The 15,977-nt window shown below is 52.4% G+C and carries 16 protein-coding genes; 3 read left to right on the top strand and 13 right to left on the bottom strand.

Annotated features, from left to right (window positions below):
- Nucleotides 1-229: 229 nt before the first annotated feature.
- Nucleotides 230-2,950, top strand: a complete 2,721-nt coding sequence (gene acnA, locus AC0LWF_RS21485; RefSeq protein ID WP_474653582.1) for an aconitate hydratase AcnA — start codon at nt 230-232, stop codon at nt 2,948-2,950.
- A 136-nt stretch (nt 2,951-3,086) separates the two neighbouring features.
- On the opposite strand, the gene AC0LWF_RS21480 is transcribed toward acnA, so the two are convergent.
- From AC0LWF_RS21480 to AC0LWF_RS21470, 3 genes are all read right to left on the bottom strand, one after another.
- Nucleotides 3,087-4,181: a glycosyltransferase family 4 protein gene (locus AC0LWF_RS21480; RefSeq protein ID WP_474653581.1), complete on the bottom strand. Its 1,095-nt coding sequence runs from the start codon at nt 4,179-4,181 to the stop codon at nt 3,087-3,089.
- On the bottom strand, nt 4,178-5,404 hold the full coding sequence (locus tag AC0LWF_RS21475) for a glycosyltransferase family 2 protein (protein WP_474653580.1): 1,227 nt from the start codon (nt 5,402-5,404) through the stop codon (nt 4,178-4,180). The genes AC0LWF_RS21480 and AC0LWF_RS21475 overlap by 4 nt, the downstream gene beginning before the upstream one ends.
- Nucleotides 5,405-5,559: 155 nt before the next feature.
- Complete coding sequence (locus tag AC0LWF_RS21470) at nt 5,560-5,937, bottom strand: hypothetical protein (RefSeq protein WP_474653579.1); 378 nt, start codon at nt 5,935-5,937, stop codon at nt 5,560-5,562.
- A 177-nt stretch (nt 5,938-6,114) separates the two neighbouring features.
- Here AC0LWF_RS21470 and AC0LWF_RS21465 point away from each other — a divergent pair, with 177 nt between their 5' ends.
- Nucleotides 6,115-7,362 carry a sialidase family protein gene (locus tag AC0LWF_RS21465; protein WP_474653578.1) on the top strand — a complete coding sequence of 416 codons (1,248 nt, stop codon included), beginning with the start codon at nt 6,115-6,117 and terminating at the stop codon, nt 7,360-7,362.
- Nucleotides 7,363-7,511: 149 nt separating this feature from the next.
- Here AC0LWF_RS21465 and AC0LWF_RS21460 read toward each other — a convergent pair whose 3' ends face one another.
- Nucleotides 7,512-8,258, bottom strand: a complete 747-nt coding sequence (locus AC0LWF_RS21460; protein WP_474653577.1) for an IclR family transcriptional regulator — start codon at nt 8,256-8,258, stop codon at nt 7,512-7,514.
- 256 nt (nt 8,259-8,514) lie between these two features.
- Between AC0LWF_RS21460 and AC0LWF_RS21455 the strand changes: the two genes are divergently transcribed.
- A complete protein-coding gene (locus AC0LWF_RS21455) occupies nt 8,515-9,558 on the top strand; it encodes an alpha/beta hydrolase (RefSeq protein WP_474653576.1) in 1,044 nt (347 codons plus the stop codon).
- A 421-nt stretch (nt 9,559-9,979) separates the two neighbouring features.
- On the opposite strand, the gene folE is transcribed toward AC0LWF_RS21455, so the two are convergent.
- The 9 genes from folE to AC0LWF_RS21410 all read right to left on the bottom strand — a co-directional run bounded on the left by folE (nt 9,980) and on the right by AC0LWF_RS21410 (nt 15,860).
- Complete coding sequence (gene folE, locus AC0LWF_RS21450; protein WP_474653575.1) at nt 9,980-10,573, bottom strand: GTP cyclohydrolase I FolE; 594 nt, start codon at nt 10,571-10,573, stop codon at nt 9,980-9,982.
- 43 nt (nt 10,574-10,616) lie between these two features.
- Complete coding sequence (locus AC0LWF_RS21445; protein WP_474653574.1) at nt 10,617-10,844, bottom strand: YneF family protein; 228 nt, start codon at nt 10,842-10,844, stop codon at nt 10,617-10,619.
- 145 nt (nt 10,845-10,989) lie between these two features.
- Complete coding sequence (locus tag AC0LWF_RS21440; RefSeq protein WP_474653573.1) at nt 10,990-11,217, bottom strand: chemotaxis protein CheB; 228 nt, start codon at nt 11,215-11,217, stop codon at nt 10,990-10,992.
- A gap of 238 nt (nt 11,218-11,455) precedes the next feature.
- Nucleotides 11,456-11,761 (bottom strand): hypothetical protein, encoded by a 306-nt coding sequence (locus tag AC0LWF_RS21435; RefSeq protein ID WP_474653664.1) that lies wholly within the window; start codon nt 11,759-11,761, stop codon nt 11,456-11,458.
- A 39-nt stretch (nt 11,762-11,800) separates the two neighbouring features.
- Nucleotides 11,801-12,844, bottom strand: a complete 1,044-nt coding sequence (locus AC0LWF_RS21430) for an HD-GYP domain-containing protein (RefSeq protein WP_474653572.1) — start codon at nt 12,842-12,844, stop codon at nt 11,801-11,803.
- A 26-nt stretch (nt 12,845-12,870) separates the two neighbouring features.
- Nucleotides 12,871-13,989, bottom strand: a complete 1,119-nt coding sequence (gene queG, locus AC0LWF_RS21425; protein ID WP_474653663.1) for a tRNA epoxyqueuosine(34) reductase QueG — start codon at nt 13,987-13,989, stop codon at nt 12,871-12,873.
- Nucleotides 13,990-14,043: 54 nt separating this feature from the next.
- On the bottom strand, nt 14,044-14,766 hold the full coding sequence (gene lepB / locus AC0LWF_RS21420; protein ID WP_474653571.1) for a signal peptidase I: 723 nt from the start codon (nt 14,764-14,766) through the stop codon (nt 14,044-14,046).
- A gap of 7 nt (nt 14,767-14,773) precedes the next feature.
- Nucleotides 14,774-15,325: a DUF402 domain-containing protein gene (locus AC0LWF_RS21415; RefSeq protein WP_474653570.1), complete on the bottom strand. Its 552-nt coding sequence runs from the start codon at nt 15,323-15,325 to the stop codon at nt 14,774-14,776.
- Between the two features lie 112 nt (nt 15,326-15,437).
- A complete protein-coding gene (locus AC0LWF_RS21410; RefSeq protein WP_474653569.1) occupies nt 15,438-15,860 on the bottom strand; it encodes a GNAT family N-acetyltransferase in 423 nt (140 codons plus the stop codon).
- Nucleotides 15,861-15,977: the final 117 nt, after the last annotated feature.

The raw sequence follows: 15,977 nt of genomic DNA, 5'->3' as shown, positions 1-15,977 counted from the left end.
CGTTCGTTTCATGCGGATACGAAAGTTTAAGCTTCGTTTACAGGGGTTAGGAAGCAGCCTGACATGTTATTTGGGCATTATTTTTCTTGTCCATAGGTGATATTTGCACTTTCTAAATGAGCAAAAAAAAGCTATACTTAGGGTATTGAATGGTTTTTGAAATTGTGTTTCACTCTGTGAAACCTACTGCATGAAGCACATTACAGATTGCCAAGGAGGCGCGCACGCAATGACTAAACAAAACGAATACTCCGTCCGCGAATCGCTTACAGTTGGCGGTAAGCAATTTGCTTACTACCGTCTGGGCGGATTGGAAGAGCAAGGCCTGGGTAAGATCTCGAAGCTCCCTTATTCCATTAAGGTGCTGCTCGAAGCTGCAGTCCGTCAATTCGACGGCCGCGCAATTACGAAAGAACATGTGAAGCAGCTTGCAACTTGGGCTGACGGCCGCGAAGACAAAGAAATTCCTTTCATCCCAGCACGTATCGTTCTTCAAGATTTTACAGGCGTACCGGTTGTCGTTGACCTTGCTGCAATGCGCGATACGGTGAAGAAATCCGGCGGCGACCCGAAACAAATCAACCCGCTCGTACCGGTTGACCTTGTCATCGACCACTCCGTTATGGTTGATGCTTTCGGCACACCAGAAGCGCTTGAGTACAACATGGACATCGAATTCAAACGTAACGAAGAGCGTTACCGTTTCCTTCGCTGGGCACAAACAGCGTTCGATAACTTCCGCGCGGTTCCACCGGGCACAGGTATCGTTCACCAAGTTAACCTGGAGTACCTTGCTTCCGTTGCAGCTACGAAGACGACTGACGGCGAAACTGTTGTATATCCGGATTCCCTCGTAGGTACGGACTCCCATACAACAATGATCAACGGTCTTGGCGTAGTTGGCTGGGGCGTTGGCGGTATCGAGGCAGAAGCAGGTATGCTTGGCCAACCGCTTTACTTCGTAATGCCTGAAGTTATCGGCTTCCGTCTGACTGGCAGCCTTGCAGAAGGCTCAACTGCAACTGACCTTGCACTGACAGTTACACAATTGCTTCGTAAGAAAGGCGTTGTCGGCAAGTTCGTCGAGTTCTTCGGCCCTGGCCTCTCCAACATCAGCCTTGCTGACCGTGCAACAGTTGCCAACATGGCTCCTGAGTACGGCGCAACTGTCGGCTTCTTCCCGGTTGACAGCGAAACGATCAACTTCCTTCACCAAACAGGCCGCGACGCAGACCAAATCGCGCTTGTTGAAGCATACTATAAAGCACAAGACATGTTCCGCACAGACGATACGCCAGAGCCTGTATTCTCTGATATCGTTGAGCTGGATCTGTCGACAATCGTTCCATCCCTTGCTGGTCCGAAGCGTCCGCAAGACCGCGTTGAGCTGACGAACATGAAAGAAGCTTTCAACAGCATCACGCGCACACCGATCGACAAAGGCGGCTACGGCTTGTCCGACGAGAAAATCGCCGAGCAGGTTGAAGTGAAACACGCGAACGGCGAAGTAACGAAGATGGGTACTGGCGCGGTTGTAATCGCGGCAATCACTTCGTGTACGAATACGTCGAACCCAAGCGTAATGCTCGGCGCAGCGCTTGTTGCGAAGAAAGCGGTAGAGCGCGGCCTTAAGAAGCCGGCTTACGTGAAGAGCTCCCTGACGCCAGGTTCCCTGGTCGTTACAGAGTACTTGAAACGTGCAAACCTGCTTGAATCGCTTGAAGCACTTGGCTTCCACGTTGCAGGCTACGGCTGCGCAACATGTATCGGTAACTCCGGTCCGCTTCCAGACGAAGTAAGCAAAGCGATCGCAGACAACGATATGACGGTGGCAGCAGTTCTGTCCGGTAACCGTAACTTCGAAGGCCGCGTTCACGCACAAGTAAAAGCAAACTACCTGGCATCGCCACCGCTTGTCGTTGCATACGCATTGGCAGGAACCGTGAACATCGACCTGTCCACGGATCCAATCGGCTATGACAGCAAGAACGAGCCTGTATACCTGAAAGACATCTGGCCTACGTCCAAAGAAATTGCGGACACAATTGCAACTGCAATGGGTCCTGACATGTTCCGCGACAAATACGCGAACGTGTTCACGCAGAACGAGCGTTGGAACGCAATCGATGTACCAACTGGCGAGAGCTACGAGTGGGATGACAAATCCACTTACATTCAGAACCCGCCGTTCTTCGAAGGTCTTGGCGCTGACATTGGCGATATCGCTGATATCAAAGGCTCGAGCGTACTCGCGCTTCTTGGCGATTCCGTTACGACTGACCATATCTCGCCTGCCGGCAACATCAAGACTGACAGCCCAGCTGGCGAATACTTGATCAAGCATGGCGTAGATAAAGTAGACTTCAACTCCTACGGTTCCCGCCGTGGTAACCACGAAGTCATGATGCGCGGTACGTTCGCGAACATCCGTATCCGGAACCAAGTGGCTCCTGGCACGGAAGGCGGCGTAACGACTTACCTGCCAACTGGCGAAGTTGAGTCCATCTACGACGCTTCGATGAAGTACCAAGAGAACGGCAAGAACCTTGTCGTAATCGCAGGCAAAGAGTACGGAACAGGCAGCTCCCGTGACTGGGCTGCTAAAGGAACGTTCCTTCTCGGCGTTAAAGCTGTTATTGCTGAGAGCTTCGAGCGTATTCACCGTTCCAACCTTGTTGGTATGGGCGTACTGCCTCTGCAATTCACAGAGGGTCAAAGCTGGAAGTCCCTTAACATCACTGGCCGTGAAACATTCGACATTGTAGGCCTAAGCAACGATGTTGGGCCGGGCCAAGTCGTGAAAGTCATCGCAACTCGCGAAGACGGCACATCGTTCGAGTTCTCGGCGGCTGTACGTCTTGATTCGATGGTGGACGTGGACTACTACCGTAACAGCGGTATCCTCCAAACGGTTCTTCGCCAAATGATCGCAGCGAATGCGAGCAAGTAATATCATCACAGCAAACAGTAAGTAACAAAAAAAAAAGCGGGTCCCCACTTTGGAGGCCCGCCTTTTTTTGTACATCTCCGTGAAACGTAAGCCTCCACCGCCAGAGAACGGTTTCGGCCGTTTACACGGTATATATTCAAATATGCTGTTCCGGCTTCGGACGCAGCTTCGCCAAGCTTACCAGCATCTTCATAAAGTTCGTGGTGTATTTATCAGCGGAGAAGTTCAGCTTCATATGCCGCTCAGCATTTTTGCGAATTAATTTGCGCAGTGGCGCATCGTGCATGAGCGACTCCGCTTCCTTGACGGCTTGATCCAGATTGCCGCGGGTATACAGCTTACCGGTTACGTTATGGATCATAAATCTGCGGATACCGTCAGAATCTGTGGTGAGCACCGGGCAGCGGCAGAGCATCGCTTCCGCGACAGCATAGCCGAACCCTTCCAGAATGGAGGTGGAACAGAGCAGTCCTCCCGAGTCGCCGATCATAGAGAAATAGTCCGCAATCTGCTCGTGGGGGATGTTGGAGTAGGTGATGAGTTTATTTTGCAGCTGCAGCCCGTTCACCCATCTGTCGAAGTGCTCCTTCTCATCTGGATCATTCAGTGTAGCATCTCCGAAAATCCACAAGTAGCTCTCCGGAAATTTGTTCAGCAGCCTCGAGCCGATGAGCAGAAACTCCCGCCAGTTCTTGTTCGCTTCAATACGCCCGACCCAGCCGATAATCGGAAACGGCTTCGCTGGATAAGAACTATAACCGAAGCTCTCCGTATCGAGCGGATCATCGAAGGAGTAGTGCGGGATGTCGTTCATGTGCTTCGTCAGCAGCTCCTGTAGATGGTTCGTCTTCGGATAGAGCAAGGCGTCCGCGTTCTGCAGCACACGAGGCGAAATATCCTTCAGCACAGCGTTCGCTGTCTGCATCGTGCCGAGACCTTGAATCTCGAATATCATATGCCCTCTGTAGCCAGCCTTACGGATTGTGAGCAGCATGAGGACATCCGTACATACGATGATGGCATCGTAGTTATGCCGCATGACATGCCGCCCAATCTCCGCTTCGTCGCTGATGACAAAGTTCGGAATATCTTTAATGTTCTTGCGCCCTTCGCCGTCGTAATTGTAGAGCAAATGGCACTCTACCCCGATATGCATCAGCGCTTTGCACCGTATCCGGTTCAGTGTCTCCATGCCGCCGCTTGGATTGTAGAAGGTGAATAGTAGCTTCATCCCGAACCCATCACCCCTGCAAAATGCTCCTTCAAATAATTCACGAGGCTCTGCGTGCGGAACAATTCATCGTGCAAGCCTTCTTTCGGGTTAAACGAGCTGACGAAGCGGTATCCCAGCTGGCTGTGATCTGCCGTATAGTAGTTGGACATGACAAGCGGCGGCGCCTTCTCCAGTTCATTAAACAGAACCGTAAGATCCATGGCGTCCAGGAATAATAGATCGCCGGGCACGAAGCAGTACGGGGTCTGCACCATTTGGACGGCATGGAAAAGGGCTGTCTCTACCGCTGCATACGGGAACCATTTGAAGTCCGTCGACGGATGCGAAATGCTGGACAAATCCGCAGTCACCCGCATATCCGCCGACAGATCAATAATGTAGCATGTATAGTTACTGAAGGTCTGCTCATACAGGTTCTCGAGACGCTCGATCACCTTCGCGCCAGATTCCTTCAACGGCAATAGCACGGTAATGGATGGAGAAATACCTCTGCGCATCCGGGCCTTATGTCTGGCCAGATGATACGCATACCGCCACTTGCGGTGCGCAGCGGTGTCTTGCAGAGCAGCTGACACGCTGAACGTTGAATTGACACGGTAGTCCATAAGCTCTACCGGGATATACTTCATCTCACAGTGCTCCGTAAGGCGAAGCCAATAGTCGTAATCCTCTACAGGCGCAAGCCCATAGCCGTCAATTTGCTTGGCGCATGCTGCCTTGTACATGAAGGATACACCGACAATGGACGTGTCGAGCAGCTTCACTTTCGGCTGCGATTGATACTGCCGCTGAGTCGCTAGCTGCTGTTCACTGTTCAGCGGCCGACCCTCGTTATCAATCGATTGGAAAGAGCTATACACAAGTCCAAGCTCGGATGGCCCTTTGGCCAGCGCATTCCGCAGTGTCTCCAGAAACCTCGGGTAGTAAATGTTGTCGCTGGAAACCCATGTTAGATATTCAATGCCTGGCATGCTGTACAGCTGCGCAAAGCCCGTATTCAGCGCCGTTGCGACGCCTTGGTTGAAGGTATGCGAAACGATTTGGACGCGGCTGTCGCTTTGAATGAGCTCCCTAATTAACGGCTCCATCTCCGGCGCGCCGTCGATGACAATAATCAGCTTGAATTTCTGGAACGTCTGCCCCAGAACGGATTCCAACGCTGCCGTAAGGAAAGCCGGCTTCTGTTTATATACAGGCATAACAACTCCTAAATCGACCATACTGTCACTCCTTCCGCTGCTCCACCCTAGTACTATTGTATTGGCATGGCAGGAGTTTGCTTGTGCGGCTATCCCTTGAGGCGCATGCCTTTTCGTGAAAAAAAGGAGCTAACGGCATTCCGTTAAGCTCCTTCGTTTCTCGAGGGCTCCATCAACTAAACAATCGGTGATGAGAAGGCTGTAATCGGCATCCAATCTTCAACTTTAATATCCTGTCCGTGAACAAGGTTTCCGAACTCGTCCAATCCGAATACAGAGAAAGCAACCTCTGAAAGAATCCCTGATTGATCAAGCTGCACTTCCCAAGCAATGTCACCTGCAACACTAAACTCACGAGTATCGCTTGAGTGACCTGCCAGATTAAAACCAGTCACATAAATAAGAGTCAACGTATTTGTAGCTGGCGGAACAACATAGACTTCCAACAGTACAAGAATCGGAGTTGAGGTAATGTTACGCGTATTTACGACGACAGTCGATGCAGCCGTACCGATCGCGCGCGTATTCGTAATTAATCCCGTTGTAAAGGGCATATTCTTCACCTCCTACATAATAGAGTAATTACATTTTATTCCAAATAATTCTCGAAGTTCGGGATTAATCTTCTTCTTACTCAGCCTATTTTTCTATCAAACAGATAGGAGTACACGCTATTCCATAGGTAGCTTCGTAGAATATCGTATAACAGACTAAATAGGAGGGTTCTCGATTTGACCAACTTCAACTTTCAGGTGACACCTGCAGGGCCGCCTAAATTTGAACCCAGCGTAGCTGTTAATCTGCTTATTCCCGGCATCATGATTTCGGTTGCCGTCGATACGACGTCAGGTCCCCCGTTGATTGGTCTTTACCGTTCGATAGACGGAGGGTTTAGCTGGGCAAATAGTCTGCTTCCATTGCCAGCTGGCTTTAACGGAGCGGAAGCAGCAGTCGTTGCGTATGGATTCCCGAATATCTTTATCGTATCGGCTCATGTCTTCCCAGGCGAGGATTCCGGTACGACGGTCGTCTACAAATCGTTTGACAATGGCGCAACCTTCAGCGCACCTCAGATCGTAGCATCAGGCTATGGCACCTATATCAACAATGATGAAACGAACTGCACCATCGACACCTCGCAATCCAGCCCATATCTCGGCAACATGTACGTCACATATAACCATCAGTTCAACGTAGATAATGGAGGAAACTCCACAGCTATGCTTAACCGTTCCAGAGACAATGGCGCGACTTGGGATCAGACCGTACTGCTGTCGAGCGAGGCTGATCAAGTAGAGCGGCCCGATATTACAGTCGATCTCGCCGGTGTTGTTGATGTCGCCTATGTCACGGTCGATCCGAGCTTCAACTTCATCGTTCGGCAATCCATGGACGGCGGATCAACATTCGTCAACGGCGTCGTCGTCTCCAACGTCGTTCCCGTTCCTTCACCGCTTCCCGTACCAGGATGGGATTTCCGCGTACTCACCTTCGCTAATATTTCCACTGACCGGTCTGTAGGTCCATTCACGAATCAAGCTTACGCTGTTTGGCAGGATAACCGGCTTGGCTACGCCGATATCTTCATGTCGAAGCGCGCTCCTGACACGAATAGCTGGTCGACGCCTGTCAGCATTACAGGCGCTCCAGCCGGAACGCAAAACTTCTTCCCAGCCATTGATGTCGATCCGCTGACGGGGGTCGTCAATATCATCTATTACAGCAACCAAATTACGCAAACGCTCCTCGACGTGTATGTAGCGAGGTCGATTAACGGCGGCGCTACCTTCACGAACACACGAATTACGAACGCCTCGTTCAACCCCAACGCCAGCAGTCCAACTCCTGTTCCACTCATCGGCGACTATATTGATATCGTTAGCGTCCCTCCCGGCGGCTACATCGGTGTATGGATGGATACGTCTCCAGGTACGTTCTGTATCTTCGCAGGTTACTCCGACGTAATCATCACTCCGTAGTCCATGCAGGAGAATGCAAAAAAAAAGCCGCCAACAGGTTGAAACTGCTGGCGGCTTTATGCTTAGGAATGCAATTATGGTTGTTTGCTCGGTGAGACGTATGCTTGCACGCATATGCCTGAGGCTAGAAGCTCGGCTCTTTCATGTTTTTATTTAAGCATGACGCCCAGGCGGCGCGCAGCCTCCATGACAGCCGGCGCTTGCGAGCGCATAATCTCCTGCGTGAATCGGTTCGCCGGTCCCGAGACGGACAGCGCGGCAACGAGCTTGCCTGTGCGCGAGAAGACTGGCGCTGCGACTGCCGCAGCTCCCTGCTCACGCTCCTCGACGCTCGTCGCGTAGCCGAGACGACGCCAATCCTCCAGCTGCTCACGGTACAGCTGCCGGTCAAAGTTCGACGGCCAGGATGGATCCTGAAGCAGCTCTTCACGCTTTGTCAGTTCCTCGAAGGCGATAAGCACTTTACTGGAGGCTCCGACATAGAGAGGCAGCCTCACACCGATCGGAGCTACGCGGCGGATTGCCTGCACGCTCTGCACCGCTTGAATACGAATCCGCTCGTTGCCATCGCGCAGATACAGACTAATCGTCTCACCGAGCATGTCTCGCAGCCGCTCCATCTCCGGCAGGCCAATAACAGCCGGATCGTCAGCGCCCGACATATTCGCCGACAGTTCCCAAATTCGCAAGCCCAGCCGGTACCGTTCCGATGCCGGGTCACGCACGACGAAGCTGCGTTCCTCTAACGTGCTCAGCATCCGGTGAACGGTGCTCTTATGCAGTCCGACATTATCCGCAAGCTCCGTCATCGCCCATTCTTTCTTGGCGGTGAAGCAAAGCAATATATCAAGTGCTCGTTCGACGGCACGTACAGTCGACTTTCCATCCTCCGCCATAAGCTCGATCCCTCTTTCAAAAGTTTCACTCAGTGAAACTTGGTTACAGCCAGTATATCGTAACTGGGTGCTGCGGGTAAAGCATATGGGTATTATTAGACTTATTTTACAGACAGATTACAGAAGTTTAACAAGTTCTCGACATGCATTGACAGGCCGCTACGATGCGCCATAGGATAGGTATAGAGAACTAATAAAGCGCTTACATTTACTGGCGGCTCGTTCGCCATTTCATACGAAGAGGGGGGCTTCTATCATGAGCACATCGTTGACACCGTCGTTACCTGCTGCCGGAGGCTTCGCGCCCGGCTTACTCCCTCCGCTTCTCCCCGCTCCGCAATCGCCTGATTTAGTCGGAGCACGACTTAAGCATACTGCGCTTGCCGTCGTATCAGCACTTGCAGCGATGCTGCTGCTTGCCGTTGTTGCTTTTCACGGGTATGCCGCGTGGGTCATTGCCCATCCTTACGTGCCTGCGCTCTACTCCAACCCGCAGACGGAGAAAGGGCTCGCTTACAGCGATGTCTCCTTCCCGAGCAAGAGCGGGCGTACCACTGTGCATGGCTGGTATATTCCTTCTGGCGCAGCCTCCGACCGGACGGTCGTCTTCAGCCACGGCTACGGCGCGAACCGCGAGGAAACGTGGGTACCGATGTATGAGCTCGCTTCGCTGCTGCATGGCCTCCACTATAATGTGTTTATGTTTGATTACGGCTACGCTTCGTCCGGTAAACGGACGGCTGCCACAGGCGGGCGGGAAGAATCGAAACAGCTGCTCGCCGCCGTCCAGTATGTACGCTCGCAAGGTGCTGACGAAGTCGTCGTCTGGGGCTTCTCAATGGGTGCCGGAACGGCGCTCCAGGCAGCGCTTCAAACCGACAAAACCGATGGCATCGACGCCATGATTCTCGACAGCTTGTTCCTGCCGAGCTCAGATTCGCTCTACAACAATCTGAAGCAGTACATGGATTTGCCGCGCTATCCATCCGTTCCGCTCATCGAATGGATGCTGCCATTCTTCACCGGATCGAGCTTCAACCAGCTGCCGGTTAAACAGGTGCTCAGCACCAATTACACGATGCCGATCTTCATTATGCACGGCACCGAAGACGCTATTGCGCCGATCGAGACCGCTGAGAAAATCGCCGCAAGCCAGTATAATTCGCTCTCACGCGAATGGTATGTCGAAGGCGCCATTCACGAGCTGCTGTTCCGTACGAAGCCGAAGGAGTATATCCAGCGCGCCGCGCTGTTCTTAAGCCAGGTCGATGCTGCGCGCAAGTCGACGGAGGCTGTATAGGCCGCTCGCGGTCTAACTCACACTTGCACAGCTATCCACATTCATTGAAGAGGCTCTCCGATTGGAGAGCCTCTTTCTGTCTCTGTCCATATTTGAACGGCTTGGCTTCTGTGCCGTGTAGGGCAGGCCTTTCCAGCACGGGTCACCATTCCCATCATTTCGTGCGTTGAGAGCGGCTTTTTCCTCTCTCGCAAAATTGTAAACTGCTCAATTACCAAGTTCGGTGCTAAAAGCACAGATACATGCTCTCAGTGCAGCTGTCCAAGTAATATGGCCCCACTTTATAGTCGATTTTATTGTGTATCCCCCTGGGATCTACATTTGCAGATTTACCACTATAGCAAAAAACCGACGTTTCACTGAACGCCGGTTTCTCTAAGGAAAGAGGCTCTCCGCATGGAGAGCCTCTTCTCTTGTAAAGCTATTGCTTCAGCAGCGACAAGAACTCCGAACGGAGCGCCGCGCTTGTGCGGAATTCGCCGCGAACAGCAGACGTCACCGTCTTGCTGCCCGTCTTCTTCACGCCGCGTGCGCACATGCAAAGATGCTCGCCTTCGACGACAACCATAACACCGTGCGGCTGAAGCACTTCATCCATGATGTCCGCAATCTGCGAGGTGATGCGCTCTTGCACCTGCAGGCGGCGAGTAATCGCCTCCACGAGGCGCGCCAGCTTGCTCAGCCCTGCGATCTTGCCGCTCGGGATGTAGCCGATATGCGCTTTGCCGAAGAACGGCGCCATATGGTGCTCGCACTGACTGTAGTAGACAATGTCACGCACGATAACAAGCTCCTCATGCTGCTCATCAAACGTCACTCCGAGCACGTCGCGAGGGTCGACTTCGTAGCCCGCGAAGATTTCTTCATACATTCGCGTCACGCGCGCCGGCGTCTCCAGCAGCCCTTCGCGGTCGACATCTTCACCGATCAGGCGTAAAATCTCCCGAACGTGGTGCTCTATTTTTTCCCGATTATCCGAAACGAGGGAATTGACGTAATCCTTCTTGCCCGCCATCGTTACCACCGTCTCCTTTCCATGAGCCCGCAAGGCGTTAACCTTATCTCCGCCGCTTACCGGGATGTTGTTGTTGATTCTTCATCATCTGCTGTGCTTTCTGCATCTGATTATTATTCAAATTGTAGCCCATTTGCTTCGCCATTTTCTTCAACGCTTCTGGATCGTTCTGCATTTTCTCCAGTTGCTTGCGCAAGTAGTATACGCCGACGAAGAAACCGCCAACAGCGCCAACTATAAGCGTAATGATCGAAATTATAGCCGTCCACATCGTTCTATCACCTAGCCTCATCTGAAAATGTTCATTTTGCAACCTATCATATCATGTAGGACCACATGTTCGCAAACAAGCTTTGCTGCTTGGACGAATAAGGCATATCCGCCGCAAAAGAACAAAGCTCCTGCCGCCGGCAGGGTCAACATGATAGTGCAGTATAGCAGCGAGCGCAGCGCTCTGCCATGCCGGCAAGATGCACCTGCCTCTCGACCGCGCCCGCTTCGAACGCCGCCTTCGGCATTCCATATACGACGGATGACTTCTCATCCTGTCCGAGCGTTCGCGAGCCCTTGCGGCTATGCGAAGTATGACCGCCTCCGCCAACCGGCATCGACAGTAGGTGCCTGGAGGACTCTCTTTTGCTCATTCCACTGACTTCGCACCAATGAGTATCCCTAGGGGACACTCTTTAGCAAATTCCCGCTACTTTTCCTCTATGTGTATCCCTAGAGGACACTCTTTCTCCAATTTCGCCTCATTTCCGCCGATGTGAATCCCTGGGGGATACTCTTGCTCCGGCTTCACTTCACCTCCCCTTCCGCTACAACAAAAAAGCAGCACAGCGGATGTAACCTCCGCTGTGCTGCGACGCGCGCCATATTCATCTATTCGTCCAGCTTGAACCGCGTTATCTGATCCTCATACCCTTCGCGTCGCAGAATCTCGAGCTGCTTGCGGCCGATAAGGTCATAGTGCGGGAACGGCTGCCTCCGGTGGATGTACGCCGGATCGAGCCCCTGGCTGCGGCACCATTCTTCGAGCTTCGCTACGTCACTGCAGCCGACCTTCGTGACGGTTGTGATGCCATCCCACCGCGGCTCATGCCAATAATGCGTGATGAACGCGATATCTCCGCTCGCGACCCGCTTCTTCCACAAGTTCAGCTCTTCTCGCTTAATTCCGAATGCGATAGCGTTCACCCCTTAGCGCAGCAGCGTAAGCTCGCAACTCTAGCCGAGCACCTGCTCAATAAACACCGTTGTATGCTTAGCCAGATCAATCTCGCGGCTTGCAAAATTGTCATTCTCCCGCGAGCTCTCGCGCTCAAGAACGCGGACGATCGGTCTGCCCGGCAAGCCGCGATGCTGACCGACAACGATGCCTGTTTCCTTCGTCGACAGCTTCACCGACACGCCGTTCGGATAGATCGATACCGCACGCAAAAACTGCGTCAATATCTCGTGATCCAGAATCGTCCCGGACATCGCCATCATCCGCTCGCACGCCTCATGCGGCAGCAGCGGACCGCCTTCCGCGCTTCCGGTTTGCAGCAAATTGTCGTACATATTCGTAACCGCTACGATGCGAGAGTATAGATGAATTTGCTCCCCGGCAAGGGCTCGCGGCACGCCAGTGCCATCGACATGCTCATGATGCTGGAACGCCACATGCGCGATAAGCAGGCTGAATTCTCGCTTCGACTTCAGCAGTTCAAAGCCCCGCCACGTATGGCGTTTCGGTTCAACATCGCCTTCAGTCGGTTCAAGATCCGGCTTGCCCACGTCATGCAGCAACGCGCCGATCGCCAGCTCCTTCAGCTGAATCTGGTTCAGATACAGACCGACACCGAGCAGCGTCGACATCATGCATACGTTCATCGCATGCAAATATTCCATATTGTCGCGTGTCCGAATATCGTTCAAATGAATGAGAACTTCCTTGTTGCGGATAACATCATCCAACAAGTCGTCGATGACCAGGCTGACAGAACGAGAATTGAAGTCTTTGCCAGAGCGAATAGCATCCATCGTCTCCGACATTTGTTTGATGATTGCCCGTTTCGTCTCATCAGACAAAATTTCTTCCTGCTCTTCGATATCCGGCATGTTGGCATCTTTTATATAGATATTCGTGATGCCGATACGTTTGAGCGTACTAATCATATAAACGGTCAGCTGAACATTCGCCGACAGCAGCACCTGGCCGTTGACCGCATAGATCGTCTTGCCAAGAATATCGCCGGACTCTACTGCTTCCATATCGACATATTTCATGTTGTAGACCTTCTCCCCAAAGATGGTTATATCGAAGTAGTATCGCCGCCTGTCGCCAGCGCGCTATCAATCGCTTCTATGACCGCCTCATCTCGCTCGCGCTGCCGCGCGGAGCGAAGCAGCGCATTCGCCCCTTCGCCGCCAATGCGGCCAAGCGACCAAGCCGCTGTCGCCCGCAGCTCGAAGCGCGGGTCGCCTTGCAGCACATCCGCAAGCGCAGGAATGGCGCTTGCATCCTTGAAATTCCCCAGCGCGATAACGGCGTTGCGCTGAATCGGCTTGCGCCCGCGCCACGCCGAGGAGCTCGCGCCGTAGCGCTCCTTGAACTCGCGGTTCCCCATCGCAAGTAAAGGCACAAGCAGCGGCTTCACCTTCTCGTTGTCCGGCGCAAGCTCGGGCTGATGCGTCGCATTCTTACCCTTGTTCTCCGGACAGACGACCTGGCACGTATCGCAGCCGTACAGCCGGTTGCCGATCTTGCGCATCAGCTCATCGGATACGATCCCCTTCGTCTGCGTGACGTAGGAGATGCACCGCTGCGAATTGAGCTGCCCCGGCGCGACGAGCGCATCCGTCGGACACGCGTCGATGCACGCCGTGCAGCTTCCGCAGCTCTCGGTGACTGGTGCATCCGGTGGAATCGGCAGGTTCGTTATCATTTCGCCAAGGTAGACATAAGAACCCCATTCCGGCGTAATAATCGAGCAGTTGCTGCCAATCCATCCAATGCCAGCACGCTCTGCTACGGCACGGTCCGATAGCGCTCCCGTATCAACCATGCTAAGGAAGCGCCCTTCCGGTACGCGTTCGAGCAGCCATGCTTCCAATCGGCGCAGACGCTCTCGCAGCACCGAATGATAATCCTCGCCCCATGCGGAGCGCGAAATAATGCCCCTTCTCGCACCTGGCTCCGACTTCGGCGGGTCCTGCAGCTTCGACGGATAAGCTATCGCAATCGCAATTATTGATTGCGGATCGTCAAATAACAGCTCCGGCTCCGTCCGTTTCGCGAGATCCGGCTCCTCGAAGCCAGACTCATAGCCAAGCTCCCGATGCCGCTCGAGCCGCTCTCGCAGCTCGATGAATGGCGCGGCAGATGCAACGCCGATCTTATCTATGCCAAGCTCCGCTGCAGCAGCCTTCATATCCTCTTTTAACTGATTCCAATCTATGCTGCTGTCCAAGCAAGAAGCCTCCTGTTACAAATGGTTTAACCTCGCGATCGGCCAAATAATCAAATCTGCCCGTCCGATAATCGAAGAGCGAGGCACTGCATGGAACGAACGACTGTCTCTGCTCGCTTTCGCATGCCGATTATCGCCCATCACGAAATAATGGTCGCTGCTAATTTTATCCGGACCGTAATCGAGATCCTCAATTTCCGTATCGGTGTATGACTCGACGACAAGCTGGCCGTTTCGGTACAGCTGACCTTGACGAATTTCAATCGTATCTCCAGGCAAGCCGACGATGCGCTTCACCAGAAACTCTTTGCGCCCTTCTCCTTCTGCCGGATCCTTCAAAATGACAACATCGCCAATGGCAGGCGAACCGGTCAGAAACGCGAATTTATTAATGAACAGCCATTCCGACTCGTACAACGTCGGTTCCATCGACTGTCCTTTCACCGTAGAAAGATTAAATACAAAAACATGCATGCCAAAGACAATAAGCACCGCAATTGCAAGCGTTAACAGCCAGCTCCGCAGCTCGGCAATCCATGGCGGACTGTTCCGCTCCTCTTTGGCAGCGCGAAGCGGCTTGTCCATCTTGCCTTGTTCCATTCCGACCTTGTCCTTCTTACCTTGTTCCATTGCCGGCTTCTGCCGCTTGGCAGGCGAACCTTTCCGTGTACGCGGCCCAATCGGTGCATCCTCTACAGCATGAGGCGAATTCGTATCCAATCGCGGACCTTCAACCATCTAATTGCTACACCTCGCCTATTTGTTTGTTCCACGCTTCAAAATAGGCCAAAATTAGCTCGTCGTTGAACGGAGCAAGTCCACTCTCAATACGGCTAAGCAGCGCCTGAAGCCCTTCCATTACTTTTCGGTTAACTTCCTCCGAATAATGATAGGCTATCTTATGCAGCTCGTATTCCTCTTGATCGACGATTTGAGGCTTACCGCCGCGAGGCACAATGACGTCGAGGTCATAATCAATATAGGTGAGCACATCGTTCTGGAAGAACAGTGGCGAAGCGACGTTGCAGTAATAACGGACGCCATGCTCCTCCAGCAGACCGACCACATTAAACCACTCGCCCGGGATAAAAAAAGAAACCGCCGGGACCCTGCTGATCCATTGCTTTCCGTCTGCTTCCTGAATCGGGGTCTGGCGATTGATGAAGACATGCATTCCCTCGGCAGAATGCTCCGGCGCGAGCAGCTCGCCCGGCACCTGCCAATTCTCCAGCCACATGCGGTGAAGATGTCCATTATTTTTGAAGCTCTTGATTACACAGGGACGATACATTGTCATAAGCGTATTACTCCTAGAGAGGTACTTTCTTACTATAAGAAAAGCATATCTGTTCGCCAAAATCAATGACGCATCAGATATGCTTGTCCATTTCACATATGACTATTAGTAATTAGCCGGTCACAATGCTTAATTTCTGGAAAGAACGGAAGAAATCAGTAGCCGCGTATCCAAGCGATTCATAGAGTGAGAGTATTGGCTCGTTGTGCTCATCCGCTGTTACTAAAATTTTCGAAACATTACGCCCTTCAAACTTTCCGCGAAGCGAACCGATCAGCTTCTTGCCGATTCCTTGACGTTGATAGTTCGGATGTACGGCAAGTCGATAATAATAGCCACGGCCATTATCAATCGTCCCGATAATAATGCCAACGATTTCTTCACCGTCAGCAGCGACAAGCACAAGCTCGCTGTCCCAAGACAACTGGCGGGCAAAAGCTTCCATCGTTTGATCGTAGCATTGCTCCGTCAAAACAGTTTCCAGCAGTTCAGTAACAGGCCGATAATCAGCTAATTGGAAGGATCGAACGTCCATTTCTTTAAGCTCCTCTTCAAACGCAATATGAGAACGGCAGTGCTAAATTTTTAGGTAAAATTAATAATACGACAAATTTGTTCAAATTCCTGCTGAAATCTTTAAAATTCCTTAAAA

This window comes from Paenibacillus sp. sgz302114 (assembly GCF_056120345.1).
This window is presented reverse-complemented; position numbering and strand designations above follow the sequence as displayed.